Below are 23,367 nucleotides of genomic sequence, written 5' to 3'. Positions count from 1 at the left end.
GCAGCGACTCTTGGAGGTACATAATTTACTGTCATCTGATAGCTAAGTTTTTTACTTGTTCTATCATACCACAGGATGTCTAGCTATGTATAGTATGTCTTGGTAATTTACTTTCTATCTTTAACTCTCTTAAAAGTTCATGATCACTTTCAGATATAGTAGTTGGATTACAGTTTTCTCTTTGAGGATGTGCAGGTGGTTGATGACGTGGTTCTCCAGGACGGTGGGGGGGGAACTTCTCCATGGCGGGGATGATGAGGCTGGTTGGGATGAGGATGTCTTGAAGCTAACATAAACTTGTTTTCTAATTAATAACTAAAACCAGTATATATCTATCTTACGAATAGTATTAACAACTATACAAAACTTCAAACTTTACTAGGATTTTGATACTACTAGTATTAGATACAATCCCATCTACATCAGGTACACTATGAACACAGCAAGACTTGTACTGAGCTTGTCGAAGTATGCCTGTGTTACAGGGGTTTTATCATTAACATCTATACCTCCAGAAATCGGGCTAGAAGCCTAATCTAAAGTAATAAAATTGTTATTATTGGAGATGTCTATTGGCAAGCTACTCATTGCAAATCTTAATCTTATATGATTGTGACGGATTCCTATTTGATTTCTGAAATCTACTTAGTCGAGGGTATAATTACTTTTGATGGGGATAGTAAAAATGAGAGCGGCAATATAACCAATAAAACATAATCTTAGGGTTTTAAAACCCTTATATGAGATTTAAATTCTGTTGTAGTTTAGATATAACCAATAAAACATAACCTTGGTGTTTTACAGATGCGTTACTAACTTAGGATGTAACACAGCTAGAAATGCTAAGAAGTTACCTATTGCCTAGAGGAAATTGCAGCAGTTTTCATGTATTTAGACAACACCCTAAATTAATTTTAGTCTTGCTTTGCGTCTTTGCGTGAAACCAGAATCAAAATGTGGTTCATTTACCTGAAAATTGCTGTAATTAAGCTGTTGTGCCTTTAACTTGAATAATTAATACAAGCAAGATGCTTGTGCTACTGTAACTTCAGGTTTTTTAATTATACAGTGAGTGCTGCACATTAGCTTACCAGTAAGTCAAAACAATAGTTGTCGGTATTTTTGGAGGTGTCTAATGATTTTTATGGAAGCAATTACAAAACAATACCTTTTAGGTGAAGTGAGAGTGCCTGTACTTAAGGGTATTAATCTATGCATCAAAGAAGGAGAATATGTGGCTATTATGGGAGCATCTGGTTCTGGAAAATCAACATTAATGAATATTATTGGCTGCTTAGATCGTCCCACCACTGGACAGTATGCTTTAGAAGGCAGAAACTTAATGAATCTTGATAATGATGAACTAGCCTATATCCGAAATTATCGAATAGGCTTTATCTTTCAGCAATTTAATTTGTTACCTCGCTCTACTGCTCTGGAAAATGTGATGTTGCCAATGATTTATTCCCATGTTCCTAAATTAAAACGTCGTCAACGGGCTATAGATGCCTTAACACAAGTGGGATTAGCTAATTACCTAAATAATCGCCCCAGTCAGCTTTCTGGAGGACAACAACAACGAGTTGCTGTAGCTCGTGCGTTAGCAAATCGTCCAGCCTTGGTGTTAGCAGATGAACCCACAGGGGCTTTAGATAGTGAAACTTCTCAGGAGTTAATGAACTTATTAACTCAGCTTAACCAGCAAGGTATTACAATTGTGATTGTTACTCATGATTTGGACATTGCTAACCAAACCCAACGTATTATTCGACTTCAAGATGGTTTAATTATTTCTGAAACTGTTCTGGAAAAAGTATCTCAATCCAAACCAATCGTCACCAACTAGAAATAATCACATTAGTCCCGTCGTAAAGCAGCAATTGGATCTAATCGTGCTGCATTCTGAGCGGGAATTACCCCTGCTAACAACCCAACAATAAAGGATAATCCAAAGCCACCTAATATTGACCAAGCAACCACGATAAAAGGAAACTTGAGAATTGTGGCGGCACCAAAGGCCAGAAAAATCCCAATACCGATACCGATGAAACCTCCTGTGAGGGATATCATAATAGATTCAGCCAAAAACTGATGCAAAATGGCGGAGTTAGTAGCTCCAATAGCTTTACGGATACCAATTTCTCTTGTCCGTTCTACCACTGAGACTAACATAATATTGGCAATACCAATACCACCTACCACTAGAGAAATACCTGCTATAGCAACAAGCATGACAGTAAATAATCCCACTACAGTAGTAAAGGTTTTAACAATATCACTTTGGTTTTTGATACTAAAATCATCAGATTGAGAGTCTGAGAGATTGTGTCGTATACGCAAAAGATTCTTAACTTGAGATTCAGCTACTGTCATCTGACTTTGGCCAGTAGTTTTGACATAAATGCCATTAACGGCCTTTCCACTTAGAGAATTATTGCCAACAATGCGAGAGGACATATTACTAAGAGGAACAAAGACTTGATCATCTCTATCAATAGAGCCTTCTGAGCCTTTAGGCTCAAATACTCCAATGGTTTCATATATATTACGTTCAATCCGTATCTGTTCACCTACTGCATTTGCATTTTTACCAAATAGTTTCTCTAAAAGTGTAGAACCTAAAATGGCTACTGGTGTAGCTTGATCTATTTCCTCTATGGTGAAAAATCTACCCTGGGTAAGTTTTGTATTTCTGGCCTCCATATAGTTAATATCAATGCCTACAATATTTGTGGCATGATTATTCTGTGCAGCTACAACTTGTCCTGGTCGCTGAAGATAGGCAGAAACAGTTTGCGCGCTAGAAATCTGATCTCTAATAGCTTGAGCATCTTGTAGTGTTAGGGTACTACTTGAACCTAATCCACGACTAATACCTCCGGTTCTTGCTTCTCCAGGAAAAATTTGTAGTACGTCAGTTCCTAAAGATTGAATTTGCTGTTCTGTAGCTTTTTGTACGCCCTGTCCAACGGATGTAATTGCAATTACTGAAGCAATACCAATTATGACTCCTAGCATTGTTAACAAAGTACGTAATTTGTTACTCAATAAGGACTCAATGGCCATAGATATAATTTCATTGATTGCTACAGGACGAGGACGATAATCTCTACGTAATTTCTCAGATGTATTCATAGTCTAGCTCTTGGCATAATTGCTAACTGATATAATTATTAGTTGATTATACTATGATTAAATTTTCCATCTTTTAATGATGATCATTAGATATAGGAGTGAAAATTAAATGTGCGTTGTTTCAAACCCTTGTAGAGAGGTTCTATACGTCTCTACATTAATTACCACCAGATATCTATTATTCAATTATTAAAATCATAGTCAGTGAATTTTCATGTTAACTCAATTTCAAAAGTTATATCCCAACGGCAGTATTATTTCTGAACTAATCCAAATTTTTCAAGGTAAATATATTGTCCGTGTTTCTATCAATGTGGAAGGTATCACCCGTGCCACAGCTATGTCCGCAGCAGATACCATCGAAACCGCCGAAGATCAAGCTAGAAATCGCGCTTTGATGGTATTAGGGATCAAAGAAATACCAGAAACAACAACGCCTTTACCCATTTCCCAACCTGTGCATATTCCTAGTCACCAGTTGGATGATCCCAGTAATTATCCCAGTAATTATCCCAGTCATCATCCCAGTCATCATCCCAGTAATGCTAGTAATGTAAGTGATAATTATACGCCTTCAGTTACACCAGTAATGTGGGAACATCCAGAAAATTTACCTACAGTTAAACCAGAAGCGGTAACATCGGATATTTTACCCTTTCCAGAACCAGAATATCAACCCCCTAGCAATGTTACACCATTTACTCCTCGTAGTTATACACCTGTGGAAGATATAAGTGAATCTTCTATAGCCAAAAGGACTAAAAAAATCCAACCTATTAATTTATCAGATGTTATTGCCCAAACTGATGTAGAAATTGAAAGATTAGGATGGAGTGCAGAACAGGGTAAGGAACATTTAATTAAAACCTATGGTAAAAGGGGGCGTTCTTTATTAAGTGAAGAAGAATTAAGAGATTTTTTGATATATCTTAAATCTCAACCTGATCCCATTGCTGGATTTTAAGCAGTAATTAGCTATCAAGGGATTCAGATCCCGGACTTCTTGAAGAAGTCCGCGATCTTTTTGTGTAAAATTACTAAAACAAAGGATTTTTAGTCTGAGAAATCAAAATTTTCAAATACAAAAAACTCTTTGAACTCTTTCAATTCCTGACTACTTGATCTCCTTAGCTTCAACGAAAAGACTTTTTGGTGTAAAGCCTAATTAGTAATAACTAAACCAAAGCTACAGGACGACTGCCAGCTGCATGACGATCAATCACTTGATCAATTAAACCATACTCTTTAGCATCATTAGGAGACATGAAAAAATCGCGGTCTGTATCTTCAGCAATCTTTTCTAATGGTTGTCCTGTGTGTTCTGCTAGATACTCATTTAACTTCTGCTTATGATAGAGGATTTCCCGGGCTTGAATGGCAATATCCGTAGCTTGTCCTCTCGCGCCGCCTAAAGGTTGATGTATCATAATCCGTGAATGAGGTAAACTCATCCTTTTACCTTTAGTTCCCGCACTCAGTAAGAAAGCACCCATACTGGCGGCTAATCCCGTGCAAATGGTACAAACATCTGGGCGGATATGCTTCATAGTGTCAAATATGCCCATACCTGCTGTTACTGAACCACCGGGAGAATTGATATACATATAAATGTCTTTCTCTGGGTCTTCAGCATCTAAAAACAGGAGTTGGGCGACTATCAAGTTAGCAAGATTGCTATCTACTTGATCTCCCAGGAATATAATCCGTTCACGTAAAAGCCGTGAATAAATATCAAAGGCGCGTTCGCCTCTACCAGATTGTTCAATAACGATAGGAATCATTGAGCGCGTTTTTTAGCTATTTTTCCTTTATTCTATCGGGGAGAATGCCTCATTGTGTGAATTTTTGAAGATACGGTTATTAGCTATTAATTATCAGTTTTCGGCTTTCAGTAGTTTAATTATTGTTGTAAATTTCTAGGGACGGCTAATGACTGGGGGTTGATGACTCGCGGTTGATACCTGAGAGCTAATTCCCATAAATCTGGCACTTTTCCCCGAATTTCACGTCTGCTATAGGTATGTTTCTTGATAATAGTGATTTTAATAACACTTTATTGTATTTTTCTGAGGTATTGTTAAGTTAACACAAGCTACTCAGAATTTATCCGAATTATCAGGGAAAGGAAATGTATTTATAATAACTGGTCTTTATGGAACTTTCATCCATGTAAAAAAAGAGAGGTAAAATATGTTAGAAAAACTTATACAAGCTGCTTTTATTACTTTTTTACTGCAACTCATTGCAGTGCTAAATGTTAATCCCCCTATTCGGTATAAAACAGTATTAAATATATCTCAATCCCCAGAAACTTTACTTAATTTTAGTGTGTTAGATCAACAACAGTAGAAACAACAGTAGAAGTCAGCAGTTGGCAGTTGGCAGTCACAAAGGTGGGGAGTGAGAATCAAAATTTTTCTCCCTACACCCTGTATGCTGTATTCGGCCTTATGATTGTGGTAATTCTAGGGGTATTGCGCCAAGAAAACCTTTGCGATAATCTGTAATTATTTGTCTGGCACAGCGTTCTATGTCTCCTTTATAACGATGTTCAGCTAGGCTGTGTAAATACTCTTCTCCTGTATGAATGATTGAGTCCAAATTATAACGCGATAATAATGGATTTGGTGGTAATAGTTCTGGATATGTTTCTTGTAATTCGTTGATAATATCTACAAATGCGGCTGCTATTAGTTGATTATCGTAGGATGCTTCACCAATATCATCACATATTGCTAATTTAACACCCGCAGCCTGGTTATCTAGTCTTGCAGGAATGACTCCAGGCGCGTCTAATAGTTCTAAATCGTCGGAAATTCTTACCCACCGCAGTTGACGAGTTACTCCTGGACGTGCGGCACTTTCTACTACTCTTTTGCCTAATAAACGATTAATTAAAGCAGATTTTCCGACGTTGGGAAAGCCAATAACTACTGCACGCACTGGACGCGGTAACATTCCTCTATCTTGACGACGTTTGTTTAGTTCTATTCCTGCTGCTTGGGCAGCTTTAAATAGGGCTGTTATACCTTGACCACTTTGGGCGTTAGTAAAATACACTGTTTCTTGTTGTTTTTTAAACCAGTTAATCCACAGCGATCGCACTTCTGGCAAAATCATATCTACACGATTCAGTACCAAAATTCGCTTTTTAGTTCCTACCCATTCTGGTATTTGTGGATGGTTTGTAGCTAATGGAATACGCCCATCTCTAACTTCAAAAATTACATCTACTCGTTTTAATTGTTCTTTGAGATTTTTTTCGGCTTTGGCAATGTGGCCAGGATACCATTGAATGATATTTAATTTGTAATTTTGTGTTATTGACATTGTTTAACAGTTCCTATTTACTATGTTGACTTAATAAGTTTGTGAGTCAAAAGTTAAGCAAAAAAAATTAGGCTACCATGATTTCCACATAATTTCCACATGATTTAAACATGATTCAAACATGAGATTTTTCTGTTTTTTGCTCCTTTGACTGATGTAAAATTAAACGGTTGCCGTCGGGATCATAAGCGTAGATTTCATAACCATGAGAGGCGATATTAATCTTACCTACAGGTGGATAACCTAACAATTTTAAATCAGATATGCACTTTTCTAAGTTAGTCACTTCAAAACATAAACTAATAGGACTTTTATTACTAGCAAAAAATTCTGATTGATGATTTTTTTGAGGTTGAAAAATTCCTAATGTTAAGCTGGATAATTGAAATTCAGCATAAACATTATTAATTAATTTCTGCGGTTTTTGTTCTAGTAATTTAACATAGAAAACTACTAATTTTTCTATGTTATTGGTTGCTATTGTTATAAATACATTAGTAAAAATCATGGATAGATTAAAATTATCTCAAAAGCCATTATATCACGTAATTTGTGTAATTTGTAATTAGTGTTTCAATCCAAAATCGCTTATTACAGCGATTTTCACTTTGGAGCAATCCCGCAAAGATATTGATGATTTAGTTTCAATTCAAAATCACCTATTACAGCGATTTTCACTTCACATCCTGTTCATGCTATATATTACAATTATAATTGTGTTTCAATCCAAAATCACCTATTACAGCGATTTTCACTGGATTGGATTCTCCAGTAGATTGTACTCCAATCGTTTCAATCCAAAATCACCTATTACAGCGATTTTCACTTTTTTTGATTGACATCATGACAGTTATAAGTTGTTTTCATGTTTCAATCCAAAATCACCTATTACAGCGATTTTCACTGATATTCTGACCAATTCTCTATCAATTTTTCTTCGTTTCAATCCAAAATCACCTATTACAGCGATTTTCACTAAGCTGATTCCTTACAGCAAGCAGGAAGTAGCGCGTTTCAATCCAAAATCACCTATTACAGCGATTTTCACACAATTTTAGCAACATAATCTCGTGCTAATTTGTGGTTTCAATCCAAAATCACCTATTACAGCGATTTTCACATCCCTATGTAGGAAAAACCAATCCATCCGAGTACGAGTTTCAATCCAAAATCACCTATTACAGCGATTTTCACTTTTTAGCGTCTATCAATCTGTACAATGCTGGATGGTTTCAATCCAAAATCACCTATTACAGCGATTTTCACTAAAGCAATTCTATGTCTCTGATTTTCAGCATTGTTTCAATCCAAAATCACCTATTACAGCGATTTTCACTAAAGCAATTCTATGTCTCTGATTTTCAGCATTGTTTCAATCCAAAATCACCTATTACAGCGATTTTCACTAGCAAGAATGGCTGAAAAGGGCTATGAAATTTCAGGTTTCAATCCAAAATCACCTATTACAGCGATTTTCACGACTTTACTTTCTGTATAGTCTATCGTTAGAACAGTTAAGTTTCAATCCAAAATCACCTATTACAGCGATTTTCACCAGAAACTAGAATTGTTAGTTTCCCAGGGTAAAGTTTCAATCCAAAATCACCTATTACAGCGATTTTCACGTTGTTGTGGGATGTGTAAGCGTGGTACCTACAGAGTTTCAATCCAAAATCACCTATTACAGCGATTTTCACTAAAGACAAACAAGAAGCCATGATTAATTTGGCTAGTTTCAATCCAAAATCACCTATTACAGCGATTTTCACTTTTTTTTGTTTTTTCTAATACTGAGCTAAGTTTAGTTTCAATCCAAAATCACCTATTACAGCGATTTTCACTGGAGTTATGCCCTGGGCATCCCAGGACATAAGGATTATTAGTTTCAATCCAAAATCACCTATTACAGCGATTTTCACTTCCTTATGTCGGGGCAAGCGCAACCTCCTGAAAGTTTCAATCCAAAATCACCTATTACAGCGATTTTCACAAAAATCTTAGGTGTGGGGGCGATCGCTCGTACTGTTTCAATCCAAAATCACCTATTACAGCGATTTTCACAAGATTTTTGATTATTCCGAAACCGCTATTAAAAGGTTTCAATCCAAAATCACCTATTACAGCGATTTTCACCTTTCTGATGCGATCGCCATACAAGCGTTAATAATTTTCATTGTTTCAATCCAAAATCACCTATTACAGCGATTTTCACAATGTAAATAAGGAATCTCAGGTATCCTTGTTTAAGTTTCAATCCAAAATCACCTATTACAGCGATTTTCACTACACCACGCTTTACTCTAAAGCGGGTGAATATTTGTTTCAATCCAAAATCACCTATTACAGCGATTTTCACGAATTACACTAGGCAAAAAAAGTTGTAGCGATCTCGGTTTCAATCCAAAATCACCTATTACAGCGATTTTCACGCATTAAATTATATCCCTTTTTTGAACGATAAGAAACTTAAGTTTCAATCCAAAATCACCTATTACAGCGATTTTCACCAGACATCTCAGGTGTAATATTAAGTTTGGCTAGGTTTCAATCCAAAATCACCTATTACAGCGATTTTCACTTTCTACATGAGAGTAGAATTTCTCAGGATTGAGTTTCAATCCAAAATCACCTATTACAGCGATTTTCACTATAGGCTACGACCTGGTGGTTAAAATGCTGGAAGTTTCAATCCAAAATCACCTATTACAGCGATTTTCACATAATAATAAACTCACAGAGTGGAAGATATGGGAGTTTCAATCCAAAATCACCTATTACAGCGATTTTCACAACTAAATCTTTAATTTTTAAATCTTCAATTAAGAGTTTCAATCCAAAATCACCTATTACAGCGATTTTCACAATAAGTAATAAAATTGTTCATCGCTACACATAAGGTTTCAATCCAAAATCACCTATTACAGCGATTTTCACAATTATACTTATGGAAATAGATTTTCTTTGGCTAGGTTTCAATCCAAAATCACCTATTACAGCGATTTTCACTAAATCTGTTCTTGGGTTTCCGATGGTAATTCTTGGTTTCAATCCAAAATCACCTATTACAGCGATTTTCACGTTATTTTTTGGCGTGTTACCGGGGAATTTAAAATGATTTGTTTCAATCCAAAATCACCTATTACAGCGATTTTCACTTCAGTCAAAGTTGTCAGCTATTTCTAAATCTTATGGTTTCAATCCAAAATCACCTATTACAGCGATTTTCACTGGGCATTGTTGAAAGCAATTATAGGAGGTTTGAAAACGTTTCAATCCAAAATCACCTATTACAGCGATTTTCACCACAATCCTCAATTTCAGCATCGGACATTTGGCCGTTTCAATCCAAAATCACCTATTACAGCGATTTTCACGAAATGATTTGACTCTTGTTTGTTAACCCCAAAAGTTTCAATCCAAAATCACCTATTACAGCGATTTTCACCCTGTTTATGGCTACCAAAAAACTTTCTCGAATTGTTTCAATCCAAAATCACCTATTACAGCGATTTTCACTGCTGGCCTCGCAAAGCATTGAAAATAGGAAATTTCCAGAACGATTTGCGCGGATGCCAAAATAATACTCCATTTCAAACAAAAGCACAAAGGGAAAAAACACCGAAACCTTTACACTGTAAGGTGCGCGGGTGGTTGTAAGCAGCGATCGCTGGAAATTCAGTGATAATCAGAGTTTCCAGGATTTTCCCAAAATCTGGATTTTTACACCCACCCATCCGCGCAATTTAGGCTAATTTTGTCAAAGTGACACCATCAGGTAACACCGCATCTAAATTAACTTGATAATCAGCAAAACTGCGGGGTACATCAACAGTAGACATAATTTGCAGGTGATCAAATAATTGATGTACAGGTGCGCTACCGTATTTATTGGCATGAGTAAAAATGTACAAACCTCTACAAGCCATAAAACCTCGTGCAGAAGAGCGATCGAACTCCCAAGCCTTAATTAATGCTTGCCAAAATAACTCTAAATCACGTTCAGTAACATAAACGCAACCTGTTTTTTGCGCCAAATGGGGATTATAAAACACATAGGACTTATATAAACCATAGGGTAAAACCTCTTTTCTGCCCATAGTTTTATTATCCTTTGTACCACCATCTTTTTTAGTTGCTTCCTGAGTTGCAGCACAACGAGTAATACTGACAGATTGGGGAAAAACCGGATCAATACTGCGAGAAAAACTAACTTGTACAGGTCCCCAAACCTGGCCAGCTTTTAAACCAGTAGAAAGTACCGCACCAAACATTCTTAAATCATAATAATTCTGCTGCATCCAGTTAGCAACCTTTAATTGTTGTTCTGGTGTTCCTTCTTTTTGTGGTAAACCTACATCAGTATAAGCGCGACTGATTTTTTCATTTAAAACACTTCCTTCTTCCACAAATATTTTATATTTTTCTGGTGTTTGTTCATTCTTACCAACCATGTCTACATAGTTTCTTACCTTGCGTTTTAAACAAGCATCTGTGACTAAACCTTGATTTGTTTGGGGGTCAATTCTCGGTTGATTTCCTGCATCGGGATCACCATTAGGATTACCGTCTAAACAATCAAATAATAAGATAGCATCGTGTTTTTTAGTAGGGTCTAAATGTACAGTCATGATTTTTAATTCCTTGATATTTTTCAGATTTTGATTAGTTGAAATTTAGAGATGTTCTATGAAACGTTTCTACATATATGCTACATATATGCTACATATATGTTTGATTAATGTTCACGTGCCAAGAATCCTCATGTGAACAATAATCTTCAAATGAATAAGCTGTTGTGCCTTTAACTTGAATAATTAATACAAGCAAGATGCTTGTGCTACTGTAACTTCAGGTTTTTTAATTAGACAGTGAGTGCTGCACATTAGCTTATTCATCTGTTTTTTTAGTAAAATATTCACCTCTTTTTTGCCACCAACCTTGAAAAAACAAAGCTTGAGATTTTAAATCTAGCACCTCTGGGAGTATGGAAATATCAAAACTTTCAAATTCTTCAGCTAGTAACTTTTTAATGTATTTACTATTATCACTTTCTAAATAATAATGGGTACAACCATGACAAAGCCTAGCAAACACTTGAGTAGGTGTGGAAGATAAAGTTTTTAAACTACGCATGACATTAGTGTTATCTTCACTGGTCATATTTTGAGCTTTAACTTGTGCTTGGTGCATTAAAAATGCAATTCTGCCTAAAGTGTAAGCAGTATCAAATTTTGGATCACCTGTGGGATATTTCATATTATTGGTGGCTAAATAAAGTAATAAACCTTGAAGTCTGGGAAAATATCTAAATTGTTTACATTTTGAAGGAAAATCATTAAACTCCTTTTCACTGCATATCCTATCAATGATTCTGTGGGCATATTCATCCGGTAATGCTTCACCTAAAAAACCAGCCTTAACTAAAGCAGTTGCTATTCTGTCAGTGTGTTCCTTACTGGGATTCAAAAAAGCACTATTACACAACATCCACATAGGACTAGGTGATAAATTATTAAGTTGCTGACATTCAATAAACTCCTGAATAGAATCTTTGATTTTTTGGGTAGTAACTTCACTCCAACCACTAAGGGAAATTCTGCCTTTATTACCTTTGAGAATAGCAAGATAAAAGCGAGATTGCATATCCTCTGGATTAAAATTTTTAGGATGATGGAGACTAGTAAAAATAGATTTAAAGCGAATATCTTCCCAGATTTGAGGATTAATACCTAAACCATCTTCTTCACCCCAATAAACAAAAACCTGATCTCCTAATTTATAACGGTTGGTGTCACTATTAAGTAAAAAATCTAATGCTTTATGAAATCTCACAGCACTTTCAAAACCTATGGGAGCGTTAATATTTCCCTCCCATCCGTGAGACTGATAAGCGGCTTTATCAAAACTACTAATAGCTGCGCCAGAAGTAGCAGCACCAGGAACACCTTTAACCATCATGGGCATTTTTCGCCCCATTGTTGAAGTCTGTTCACCTGTTAATAAACAAACACCATTAACGGTATCCTGTTTACTGGCATAATAGTTAACCCACCATTTTTGAACTATGGGAATTTTGGTGATTTGTTTACCTTTAAATAGAAACACAAATCTATCCCGATACCAATCTGTATTAGCTGCTGGTGGATAAATTTCTGTTAACTCTTTGGTGATTTGTTCTACAGTTGTATTTGTGACAAAATCATAAACTGCTTTTACTGCTTCGTGGTTAGTTTCTTGTAAACATTTTTCTAGCACCTGTAAATACAATTGATGACGTTTTGCACCTCTATCACCAGCACCAAAAACATATTCTCCTCCATCATCAATTAATAATGGTTCATCGCCATTGCGCCGCAGATCTGGTACTAACATTTTTCTGCCAAATTTCGGTTTACCTTTGGTTGCAGGTGTTTCTAAAACTTGAAAACTACTTAAAGGTAAATTAATTTGCCAATGACACAGACATTCACCAAATCCTATGGTTGTCAGTCGATCTTTCTGTTCTAAAGCTATGCTTAATTGATTTAATTCTTGCAACATAACCGCCCATCTCTCATGATAAAGTGAGCAAATTCTGTAACTACATTTCCCTTAACAAAACCTTCAGCAGTACGCCAAGAAACCGCCCCTTTTTTATCAGGAATAAAGTGCATTTGTTTAGGCATTAAACCTAAATCAATTTCTCCTTTTAATTCTGGTGCAGGTTGATCTTCTTCTGTAGGAAAACTAAAATAGGCTATATATTCCCGACATCCAAAATAAGGCTGTCTAAAACATTGCCCTTTTTCAATTCTGTGCTTAATTTGGGCTGAATATTTATTAGATAAATCTTCCTCCGTTTGTAAGTCAAAGTTAAAATCAATGATGTACGCTACATCACGTAATATTACATGATTTCTTTGGGCGCGATCGCTTACAGCAGTGTAACCCCCTATACCATCATTCTTCATCCAATCTTTAGGATTTTTATAGCTTTGTTTGGACTGTATCATGTTACGCTGGATGGTAAATGTATTAATTGGTTTTAGTACCGTGATGTGATTAATCTTGTATTTAATCTCTGGTTTCCAGAAAATAGACTCTAATACACCTACAGCCGCAGTAAAAGTCATTACCCGATAACTATGTGGTTCAGCTTTAAACTCCGGCCTTGTGAATAATGCCCATTCACCCCATATCTTTAGTTGCATAGACTTGGCTAAAAATTTTTTATATATTGTACACATCAATGAATTATCTTGCAAGAACTACTACAGATTGTAAAGAACAACTACTATCAGCACATTTACAGAATGTGGCCAAAATGTCTGCAAGCGCTGTGCCCCAGGAATTTGAAGCAGTAGCTAGGTATGCTGGTTTATGGCATGATTTGGGTAAATATCAGCAAACATGGCAAAAATACTTAAAAAACAAAGGTAAACGGGTTGTACATTCTCCCCATGGTGCTGTTTTAGCGTTACAAATGGCAAAAAAAGAACCACCAGCAATGGCTTATATTATTGCTGGCCATCATTCTGGTTTATCAGAAAGATTGAGATTAAGAGGTAATGAGTATCAACAATTAGCAATAAATTTAGAGGAATGTTTAGAAATAGCTAAACGGGAAATAGCAGATTTTATACCTCAAGAAATACCAGATATTAATTTACCTAAATTGCGGCGAGAATTTGCTATTAGAATGTTATTTTCTGTATTAGTTGATAATGACAGATTAGACGCGCGAAACTTTGAATATGAATGCGAAAGCCCCAAAAATAATACGGATCTTTCTGCATCAGCAGATAACAAAATGAGTTTCAATCTTCATTCGTTCTTTTCAGCATCACCAAATGTAATTAGTGAAGCAAGGAATGTATTTGCTCAATATTGTATCAATAAAAGCGAATTACCCAAAGGAATTTTTAGATTAACAGGACCTTGTGGAATTGGTAAAACTATTGCTAGTGCTAAGTTTGCCTATTTACACAGTGAAAAAAATCAAATGTCGGGTATAGTTTATGTTGGACCACTAAAAAGTATTATTGAACAAACAGCAGATGTTTATCGGCAATTATTTGGGGAAAATGCAGTATTAGAACATCATTCAGGATATGAACCTAAGTTAGAAGAAAGCAAAGATTATAAATTAAACACAGAAAGATGGGATAAACCCGTAATTGTCACCAGTGGAGTGCAATTTTATGAAAGTTTATTTGCTAATCATCCTACAAAATGCCGTAAATTACAAGGTTTAATTAACAAGGTTATTTTATTAGATGAATCTCAATCTATCCCTGGTAATTTAGTCCGTCCCATCTTAAATGTATTAAATACCTTAGTGATAGATTGGGGATGTACAATAGTTTTAATGAGTGCTACTCAACCAGCATTTCATAATCTTGATGATGATGATTTAATTAATGTTGTAGATATTATTCCCGAAGATGAAAGTACTAGATTATTTCAACAACTTAACCGTGTTAAATATGAATATATTGCTAATAATTGGGAATGGAAAGATGTAGTTTATAACATTGAAAATACTGGGTTAAATCAAGGTTTAATTATTGTCAATACCACTAAATTAGCTAGAGAAGGATATGAAATATTATCTGCACAATTTCCTGAAAAATGCTTTCATCTTAGTTCCAGAATGTGTCCTGATCATCGTTCCCAAATTCTCACAAAGGTGCGACAATTACTAAAAGATCAAAAACCCTGTTTTTTAATTAGTACCCAAGTAATAGAAGCTGGTGTTGATGTGGATTTTCCTATAGTATATCGGCAACTTGCACCTTTAGATTCTATCATTCAAGCCGCAGGAAGATGTAACAGAGAAGGAAGGCAAAATCAAGGTAATGTAATAATTTTTAATATGTCATCTTCCAACCCACCAGGATATCAATACGGAATAAGTATTACCAAAAAAATCCTAGAAAAATATGATTTAAACTGTGATATTTTATCTCTGACAGAGATATATTTTAGTGATTTATTTAATCAAAATCATGATGGAGGTATAGATGTGCAAAAATTAAGAGAAAGATATGATTTTCCTGAAGTCGCTAAATCTGTAAAAGTGATTGATGATGAACATCAAATATCTGTGGTTGTCAAATGGGGAGATAGTGAAAAATTAATTGCAGAAATGCAGAATCAAGAATATTTAACAGAGTCAGATTGGCGGAAATTACAAAAATTTACTGTTAATATTCCTGAGAAATTGACTAATTATACCCAAGTGGGAAAAGTCAATGTTTGGATAGGTGTTTATGATGAAACAGGAATAATATCATAGCTATATTCTGTCAGACTATATAACCAAAAAACCTGAAATTACAGTAACACAAGCATCTTGCTTGTATTTATTACCCTTGGGTAAGTCCTGATTAATTGAGAAATTAAGCTGATGTGTAGGACTGACTATATAACCAAAAAACCTGAAATTACAGTAACACAAGCATCTTGCTTGTATTTATTACCCTTGGGTAAGTCCTGATTAATTGAGAAATTAAGGTGATGTGTAGGACTGACTATATAACCAAAAAACCTGAAATTACAGTAACACAAGCATCTTGCTTGCATCTATTACCCAAATTAAAAACACAACAGCTTATTAGTTTAAATATTAGTTTTTGCTAAAATAATGGTAAGATAATAGTAAGATAATGGTAAGATAATGTTAGCGATCGCTAATATTTACTACTATTTATATTTATTATATAATTGGTTAAATCAGAATTTTTAGTTTGGAAAGATGATCAAGTATCAATTATTTGAAAATATTTGAAAAAATTTTCCTTGCTATTCCCTATTCCTGCTATAACATAATAAAATTAAAGCGAACATCAAAGACAAAATTATTCCATGCGTATTTCCTTAACCTGGTTAAAAGAACTAGTAGAAATCAAATTAACCCCAGAAGAACTGGCCGAAACCTTGACAATGGCAGGGTTTGAAGTAGAAGATATAGAAGATCGTCGTACTTGGGCTGATGGTGTAGTCATAGGAAAAGTGCTGGAACGTCAACCCCATCCCAATGCTGATAAATTAAGTGTGTGTACAGTTGATATAGGCGCGGATGAAACGTTAAATATTGTTTGTGGTGCGTCCAATGTCCGCGCTGATATTTTTGTTCCTGTTGCTACGGTAGGTACATATCTTCCTAATATTGACTTAAAAATTAAACCTGCAAAATTGCGCGGTGTCCCTTCTCATGGGATGATTTGTTCATTAAAAGAGTTAGGCCTACCCACAGAAAATGATGGGATTCATATTTTCCCAGAAAATGTTAAATTGGGTAGCGATGTCAGACCATTATTAGGTTTAGAAGATGTAATTTTAGATGTAACGGCTACGGCAAACCGTGCTGATGCTTTATCAATGGTAGGTATTGCTAGAGAAGTTGCGGCTTTAACTGGTGCAAAATTATCTCTTCCTGAAAATAATCACATTCAAGTATCTCAAAACAGCAAAAAATTAGGCTTACAAATTCAAGAAAATAAAGCCTGTCCTGCTTATATTGGCACTGTGATAGAACAGGTAAAAATTGCTCCTTCTCCCGAATGGTTACAACAATGTTTATTGGCGGCGGGAGTGCGACCAATTAATAATGTGGTAGATATTACCAATTATGTGTTATTAGAAAGAGGACAACCTTTACACGCTTTTGATTTACAAAAGTTACAAACTGTAGGCGGTAATGAAAATGTTACTGTTGGTGTCAGATTTGCTAATAACGGGGAAACCTTAGAAACTTTAGATGGACAAAATCGCAATTTATCCACCCAAAATTTACTAATTACTGCTAATAATATTCCTGTAGCATTAGCAGGAGTTATGGGAGGAAAATCTACAGAAGTTGATAGTAATACCACTAATTTGGTATTAGAAGCTGCATTATTTGATTCTGTAGCTATTCGTCGTTCTGGGCGTGCAGTGGGTTTAAGAAGTGAAGCCTCCGGTAGATATGAAAGAGGCGTAAATCATGCTGAATTAGAAATTGCTTGTAACCGCGCTTTATCCCTAATTACAGAATTAGCTAATGGCGTTATTGTTCAACAGGAAATAACAGATTATCGTCCCAATATTGCCAATTTATCTAATACTATTAATTTGCGGTTAAAAAGGGTTAATGAAATATTAGGACCTGTAGATTTGGGAGAAGAAACAGGAGAATTAACTGTTAAAGATGTGGAGGAAATATTAACAGCTTTAGGTTGTGAATTAACTAGAAACCAAGAAGATAGTTGGATGGTAAAAGTACCTCCCTATCGCTATCGAGATCTAGAACGGGAAATAGATTTAATTGAAGAAATTGCCCGCCTCTATGGTTATGATAATTTCTGTGATACTTTACCGGAAAAATCTGAGGCTGGGTATTTACCTTTTGAACAAGAAATAATTCGTAAATTACGCTCCTATTTACGTGCTGAAGGTTTAACTGAATTGATGCAATATTCTTTAGTTAAGCCTGGAGAAAATAATCAAGTTGTGCTGTCAAATCCTTTATTTACAGAATATTCAGCTTTGAGAACTGATTTAATTTCTGGCTTAATTACGGCTTTTAAATACAATTTAGAACAGGGAAATGGGTCTTTAAATGGTTTTGAAATTGGGCGGATTTTCTGGCGAGAAGAAGATGGTTTACAGGAAGCAGAAGCTTTAGCTGGGATTATTGGTGGTGATATAACTTCTGGTAAATGGTCACGGGGAGGTAAGGATAAACCTATTACTTGGTTTGAAGCTAAGGGAATTTTAGAAAATGTGTTTCAACAGTTAAAAGTTACTGTGGAATTTCAGCCAGAAAATCGAGATTTTCGGTTACATCCAGGAAGAACTGCTTCTTTATGGGTAGGAGGAAATAGGTTAGGTACTTTTGGACAAATACATCCTCAATTACAACGGGAAAAAGATTTACCTGATCCAGTTTATCTGTTTCAGTTAGATTTAGATGTGTTGTTAAATGTGCTGGATAATGATGATTTGTTAACTCCAAAGTTTAATAGTTATTCTACTTATCCAGCAAGCGATCGAGATTTGGCATTTTTTGCCCCTGTTAAAGTCACGGTTTCGGAAATTGAAAAGGTGATTAATAAAGCTGGTAAAGGATTATTAGATCAGGTAGAATTGTTTGATGAGTATTGTGGGGAAAATGTTCCAGCAGGACAAAGAAGTTTAGCTTTTAGGTTAGTTTATCGTTCTAGCGATCGCACTCTTACAGATGCAGAAGTTCAACCAGTGCATGATAAGGTAAGATCATCATTAGTGGAAAAATTTGGTGTAACTTTAAGAAGTTAATTGTTAGTTGGGTTGATGTGGTTGGGTTGATTCAACCCAACCTACAAGCTAAGTTGATGTGCAGCACTCACTGTATAACTAAAAAACTTAAAATTACTGTAGTGCAAGCATCTTGCTTGCATCTATTATCCAAATTAAAAGCACAACAGCTTACAAGAAATACAAGGAGTAACAAAAACATGGCAAAATATATAATGTGGGGTAGTTATTGTGAAGATGTTTTAACTAAAAGAGAATCCTATCGTCAAGCGCATTTAGCAGGATTGGCCAAACAAAAAGAATCAGGTATATTAATTACTTTAGGACCGACTAAAGATGTAACTCAAGTCTTTGGAATTTATGAAGCGGAAGATGAAAAAACCGTTCGCGAATTAGTAGAAAATGATCCTTATTGGCAAAATGGAATCTGGACAGAATATACTATTAAAGAATGGATTCAGGCATTTTAAATTTTTAAATTAAGGCGTTGCTGAACTCAGGTATGAAATTGAGAAATTCAAAATTTGAAACTTTGGGTCTAACGCAAGTGCTTCTCTTCGCTAATGCGCGAAACAAATATCATAATTATACCCCTATTCAGCAACGCCAAATTAGCCAAATTAGCCAAATTAGCCAAATTAACTAACTTTTTCTGTCAACGTGGTTAACACACTATTAGAACGTTCTACAAAAGATTTCATTCCATCAGCATCAAAACCCTTTTGAGACATCAAAGCTAAATCATAAACGTGCTGACAAATCATATTTACTAACTTAGTAGTTGGTGATTCTCCGTCGCCTTGAATAATCGCACCTTGACTAATACTTACCAAGTTTTGAATCAAAGGATGTGCAGTATTCACTAATAAAATATGTTCTTCTGGAAACTCGCTGGTTTGTTGCTGCATCATCGCATTCATATCGCGTAAACGTCGCAGAATCTCTGGTAATAATACCATTGCTGGAGGTGTTCCTTGAGGATTATCTGCTTTTAAAGATTCTGTACGGATATTAACTTTGGGTTTATTCAGTGCTTTTTCAAACAGTTCCTTGATAATTTCGCTCTTGGTTTTATTGGTTGTGGGATCAACTATTTCCCCAGATTTATCATCTAGTAGAGTATCATCTAAATCAGAATCAACACGACTAAACTTAACATCTCGATATTCTTGTTCTAAAAAGTTGATGAAGTGGGTATCTATGAAAGAGTCCATAAATAGCACCTCTAAGCCTTGACTTTTGTGTAGTTCTATGTATGTGGCTTGAGTAGCTTCATCAGTGCTATAGAAAACGCGGTTTTGATGACGCTCTTTATTACGTTCTAAATATTCTTTGATGGTTGTATAAGGGATGGTACTAGATGGAGTGGTTTCTTGCCAAGCATCATCAGCAGCAGTTTGTACTTCTACTTTTGGTGTTAATTCTGGTGTAAATGTGCTGCGGAAAATTAAGATATCTTCCACTTGTTTTTTAAACTTCTCATCATTGAGAACACCAAATTTAACAAATGTACCTAAATCTTTCCAAGCACTAATGTACTGTTCGCGGTTTTCTCTGTATAATTCCTTTAAGCGATCGCCTACTTTCTTAGCTATGTAATCTCCTATTCTCTTCACAGTGCGATCGCCTTGTAAAGCGCTACGAGACACATTCAGAGGAATATCTGTACTATCAATTACTCCCCGCATGGGCACTAAAAATTGAGGGATAATTTCCTCACAGTTATCACTGACAAACACCTGATTACAGAATAACTTAATCTGTCCTTTCGTCACATCCACATCAGGGCGCATTTTAGGGAAATAGAGAATACCATTAATGATAAAGGGATAATCAGTATTCAAATGTACCCATAACAAAGGTTCTTCTTGGAAAGGATAGAGATAGCGGTAAAATTCGAGATAATCTTCTTTAGTTAAACTACTACTAGACTCACGCCAGGGAGCTTTCTGTTTATTCAAAACCTCCCCATCCAATTTAATAGGAACAGGCATAAAATCGCAATAGGTTTTCACCAAATTTTTGATTCTAGCTGGTTCTAAATATTCTTCCTCATCGGGCATCAAATTGAGAGTAATAGTAGTACCGCGAGTAGTACGGGTAGAATCATCAAGAGTAAAAGCAGGTGAACCATCACAAGTCCAATGTACTGCTTGCGAACCTTCTTTGTAGGAAAGAGTATCAATTTCTACTTGTTTCGCTACCATGAAGGAAGAGTAAAATCCTAACCCGAAATGACCGATAATAGGTTGATCAGCCTTACCTTCATACTTGTGAATAAATTCTTCAGCACTAGAAAAAGCGACTTGGTTGATATATTTCTTCACTTCCTCAGCCGTCATCCCAATACCATTATCAGATATAGCCAGGGTTTTTTTATCCTTGTCTATGGTAATGGTAATTTCCGGTTCTCCTAGTTCTCCATTATACTCTCCAGCACGGGATACCATATTTAACTTTTGGATAGCGTCTACAGCGTTGGAAACCAACTCCCGCAGGAAAATTTGATGATCTGAATAGAGAGACTTCTTAATAATGGGGAAAATATTCTCAGTATGAATACTGATTGTACCTTGTTCTAACATGGTGATCTGTTTGTTTTAGTTACTTGCTGATAGTTTTATGAAGTTGATGAAGATCAATCTTCTGTGATTTTATATTTTTTCAGGTAAGGAATACCTCTTAATTATGATTCGGATTACACTACCAGGGTAGTGTTGATGGTTTTCAATAATTATGACGATAATGGGGATATTTAACCATCTTTAGGAATAATTCTATGGATCTCATAACTTTAGCTACTGCCATTACTACCATATTTCTCACGGGAGTCTCAAACCAGAGGTTTTATAACAAATTCCCTCAAATCTGATTTTTGCGGAATTGGTTGCTACTGCTGATGTAGAAAAATCCTAATACGCAAAATGCAGCATTTATGGTAAAATTATTATATATAATAAGCCTTTTGCAGTGTAATAAAAATACATTGTTTAATATTCTTGAATCACTTGCAGAACAAGCAAACTTTGCCGATCTAAATACAGAAACAATGTTAGCATTGCTAAAGCAAATAGAAAACAATCCTAAGTTATTGTCATCTATTCGGGAGTATTTGCAGCAGCAAACAGAAGCATTAGATAACGATACATAAAGAAATGATTGTTATGCAATCTTAAAGTTGTCTGAATTAGGATATCCAGGATTTAAGGATGTACAGGATTATCAGTGTCAAAATACTTGATAAATTACTAAAATCCTGCATAAAATTATATCTGAGCTACATCAATATACTGCGATTTTGTGGAAAATTTTTACAAAACTAACTATAACTTACCAAAAAGCATTAAAAACCACTGCTAAAACTCTGCATATTAAAATGTGAGGGTTGAAAATCATATATAACATTTCCTCATCTCAAACAATACCAAACTATCTGCGTTTATCCGCGTTAATCTGCGTTTAATTATGACTCGGGATACTTCACTGGAATAAAAATAAGTATCACAACTAAAATAAACACAACAAATCATTCACTTAGCAATCAAAAAAATAACGTATTGCCATAAACAAACATTGTATAGTAAAATAATCGCATCATTTTTAATAACAAAGTTACTATGCCAACACCAAATACTACTCGTCGCATTACTCCTAGTAACCTTCAGCAAGATATAGACTCCTACAACGGACTCAAAGCTGTTCCTAACTATACCACTGGTCGCGTAGAAGCTACACCGGAAGCGTTACAAAAAGCATATACAGAAATGATAATAAAACAACAAGAAGAGACAAAAAAACAAGCATTATTCAAAGCCGCAGCGGATGCAGCTAAACAAGCAGAATGGGAGTTTCATAACGCTGTTTTAGCTATGAAAGAAGCGGTTAAAGGTCAATTTGGTTCAGATAGTGATTCAGCGCAAGCAGTAGGTTTTAAGAAGAAATCAGAACGTAAGCGTCCTACGAAAAAGAAAGTAGAATAGAATTATCAGGTAATAGGGGATAGGTAATAATTATTTTATTTATATCAGAGATAGATATTCTTAGATAAATAGATAAGTAGTTATATTTTGAACTTTGTTGATATTCTTTCAAGATTGATTAATAATAATTGCTAATAGCGATCGCATATTCTGTCATAAATGAGTTATTATAATTAACGTAGATAGTTTTTAATTAATTATTCATTCAGTTGGCATAAGGAAGTGATCAAAATCACATTAATATGATGATCTAGATCATTTCTTAGAATCTATAACGTTAAGATAATGATATTGAACTCTAGCCGAGTTATTAATAGGGAACACACTAATCGCTAACAGACTCTCAAAGTTTGTTAGCTTTTCATTTTTGGTCAAAAGTTTATTTATTAGCAGTCAGTAGTCAGCTTTGGGTAGTTAATAGTTAGATATCAATAATATGGTAATATGGTTATTTGTTTGATTTATGGAGCTAAGTGCAAGGTACAATAGATAAGTTTTAAGAAAAATTTTTATCCCCACAGTTAGTAAAAATTTGTCATTACTAACGGTAGGGATAATTACAGGCAAAACAAAAGATGTTATTGTTGAGTTAAGCTGTTGTGCTTTTAACTTGAATAATTAATACAAGCAAGATGCTTGTGCTACTGTAACTTTAGGTTTTTTA

At 35.2% G+C, this 23,367-nt stretch carries 17 protein-coding genes and 1 CRISPR repeat array; of the genes, 8 read left to right on the top strand and 9 right to left on the bottom strand.

Annotated elements, in window-relative coordinates; all coding sequences use genetic code 11:
• Positions 1-79 precede the first annotated feature (79 nt).
• Complete coding sequence (locus tag H6F32_RS12835; RefSeq protein ID WP_190369723.1) at positions 80-244, bottom strand: hypothetical protein; 165 nt, start codon at positions 242-244, stop codon at positions 80-82.
• A gap of 891 nt (positions 245-1,135) precedes the next feature.
• Between H6F32_RS12835 and H6F32_RS12830 the strand changes: the two genes are divergently transcribed.
• Positions 1,136-1,846, top strand: a complete 711-nt coding sequence (locus H6F32_RS12830) for an ABC transporter ATP-binding protein (RefSeq protein ID WP_190369722.1) — start codon at positions 1,136-1,138, stop codon at positions 1,844-1,846.
• Positions 1,847-1,857: 11 nt separating this feature from the next.
• Here H6F32_RS12830 and H6F32_RS12825 read toward each other — a convergent pair whose 3' ends face one another.
• Positions 1,858-3,135 (bottom strand): ABC transporter permease, encoded by a 1,278-nt coding sequence (locus H6F32_RS12825; protein ID WP_395939606.1) that lies wholly within the window; start codon positions 3,133-3,135, stop codon positions 1,858-1,860.
• A gap of 214 nt (positions 3,136-3,349) precedes the next feature.
• Here H6F32_RS12825 and H6F32_RS12820 point away from each other — a divergent pair, with 214 nt between their 5' ends.
• Entirely contained in the window at positions 3,350-4,099 is a 750-nt protein-coding gene (locus H6F32_RS12820) for a hypothetical protein (protein ID WP_190369721.1), read from the top strand.
• 211 nt (positions 4,100-4,310) lie between these two features.
• On the opposite strand, the gene clpP is transcribed toward H6F32_RS12820, so the two are convergent.
• Positions 4,311-4,916: an ATP-dependent Clp endopeptidase proteolytic subunit ClpP gene (clpP, locus tag H6F32_RS12815; RefSeq protein ID WP_190369720.1), complete on the bottom strand. Its 606-nt coding sequence runs from the start codon at positions 4,914-4,916 to the stop codon at positions 4,311-4,313.
• A 409-nt stretch (positions 4,917-5,325) separates the two neighbouring features.
• Here clpP and H6F32_RS12810 point away from each other — a divergent pair, with 409 nt between their 5' ends.
• Positions 5,326-5,484: a hypothetical protein gene (locus tag H6F32_RS12810; protein ID WP_190369719.1), complete on the top strand. Its 159-nt coding sequence runs from the start codon at positions 5,326-5,328 to the stop codon at positions 5,482-5,484.
• A 99-nt stretch (positions 5,485-5,583) separates the two neighbouring features.
• Here the strand turns inward: H6F32_RS12810 and ylqF are convergent, their stop codons facing one another.
• The 5 genes from ylqF to cas5c form a co-directional block, all read right to left on the bottom strand.
• Positions 5,584-6,465 carry a ribosome biogenesis GTPase YlqF gene (gene ylqF, locus H6F32_RS12805; protein ID WP_190369718.1) on the bottom strand — a complete coding sequence of 294 codons (882 nt, stop codon included), beginning with the start codon at positions 6,463-6,465 and terminating at the stop codon, positions 5,584-5,586.
• 115 nt (positions 6,466-6,580) lie between these two features.
• Positions 6,581-6,973 carry a VOC family protein gene (locus H6F32_RS12800; RefSeq protein ID WP_190369717.1) on the bottom strand — a complete coding sequence of 131 codons (393 nt, stop codon included), beginning with the start codon at positions 6,971-6,973 and terminating at the stop codon, positions 6,581-6,583.
• A 62-nt stretch (positions 6,974-7,035) separates the two neighbouring features.
• Positions 7,036-9,981: a CRISPR direct-repeat array (repeat unit 37 nt; unit sequence GTTTCAATCCAAAATCACCTATTACAGCGATTTTCAC).
• 227 nt (positions 9,982-10,208) lie between these two features.
• On the bottom strand, positions 10,209-11,093 hold the full coding sequence (gene cas7c / locus H6F32_RS12795) for a type I-C CRISPR-associated protein Cas7/Csd2 (RefSeq protein ID WP_190369716.1): 885 nt from the start codon (positions 11,091-11,093) through the stop codon (positions 10,209-10,211).
• A 259-nt stretch (positions 11,094-11,352) separates the two neighbouring features.
• Positions 11,353-13,005 (bottom strand): type I-C CRISPR-associated protein Cas8c/Csd1, encoded by a 1,653-nt coding sequence (locus H6F32_RS12790; protein WP_190369715.1) that lies wholly within the window; start codon positions 13,003-13,005, stop codon positions 11,353-11,355.
• The gene (cas5c, locus tag H6F32_RS12785) at positions 12,990-13,655 is read right to left on the bottom strand and encodes a type I-C CRISPR-associated protein Cas5c (RefSeq protein ID WP_190369714.1); all 666 of its coding nucleotides are present in this window, start codon (positions 13,653-13,655) and stop codon (positions 12,990-12,992) included. The genes H6F32_RS12790 and cas5c overlap by 16 nt, the downstream gene beginning before the upstream one ends.
• Positions 13,656-13,693: 38 nt before the next feature.
• On the opposite strand from cas5c, the gene cas3 reads away from it, so the two are divergent.
• The 3 genes from cas3 to H6F32_RS12770 all read left to right on the top strand — a co-directional run bounded on the left by cas3 (position 13,694) and on the right by H6F32_RS12770 (position 19,193).
• A complete protein-coding gene (cas3, locus tag H6F32_RS12780; protein ID WP_190369713.1) occupies positions 13,694-15,742 on the top strand; it encodes a CRISPR-associated helicase Cas3' in 2,049 nt (682 codons plus the stop codon).
• A gap of 569 nt (positions 15,743-16,311) precedes the next feature.
• Entirely contained in the window at positions 16,312-18,744 is a 2,433-nt protein-coding gene (pheT, locus tag H6F32_RS12775; protein ID WP_190369712.1) for a phenylalanine--tRNA ligase subunit beta, read from the top strand.
• A 179-nt stretch (positions 18,745-18,923) separates the two neighbouring features.
• Positions 18,924-19,193, top strand: coding sequence for a YciI family protein (locus H6F32_RS12770; RefSeq protein ID WP_190369711.1), 270 nt, complete (start codon positions 18,924-18,926; stop codon positions 19,191-19,193).
• Between the two features lie 168 nt (positions 19,194-19,361).
• On the opposite strand, the gene htpG is transcribed toward H6F32_RS12770, so the two are convergent.
• Complete coding sequence (gene htpG / locus H6F32_RS12765) at positions 19,362-21,308, bottom strand: molecular chaperone HtpG (protein WP_190369710.1); 1,947 nt, start codon at positions 21,306-21,308, stop codon at positions 19,362-19,364.
• Positions 21,309-21,658: 350 nt separating this feature from the next.
• Between htpG and H6F32_RS12760 the strand changes: the two genes are divergently transcribed.
• Together H6F32_RS12760 and H6F32_RS12755 are read left to right on the top strand one after the other, a co-directional pair.
• On the top strand, positions 21,659-21,874 hold the full coding sequence (locus H6F32_RS12760; protein WP_190369709.1) for a hypothetical protein: 216 nt from the start codon (positions 21,659-21,661) through the stop codon (positions 21,872-21,874).
• Between the two features lie 466 nt (positions 21,875-22,340).
• Positions 22,341-22,703: a hypothetical protein gene (locus H6F32_RS12755; RefSeq protein ID WP_190369708.1), complete on the top strand. Its 363-nt coding sequence runs from the start codon at positions 22,341-22,343 to the stop codon at positions 22,701-22,703.
• Positions 22,704-23,367: the final 664 nt, after the last annotated feature.

The organism is Anabaena sp. FACHB-1237, assembly GCF_014696225.1.
Lineage (GTDB): Bacteria > Cyanobacteriota > Cyanobacteriia > Cyanobacteriales > Nostocaceae > FACHB-1237.
The sequence above is the reverse complement of the archived record's forward strand: the minus strand, read 5'-3'. Positions and strand labels throughout refer to the sequence as shown.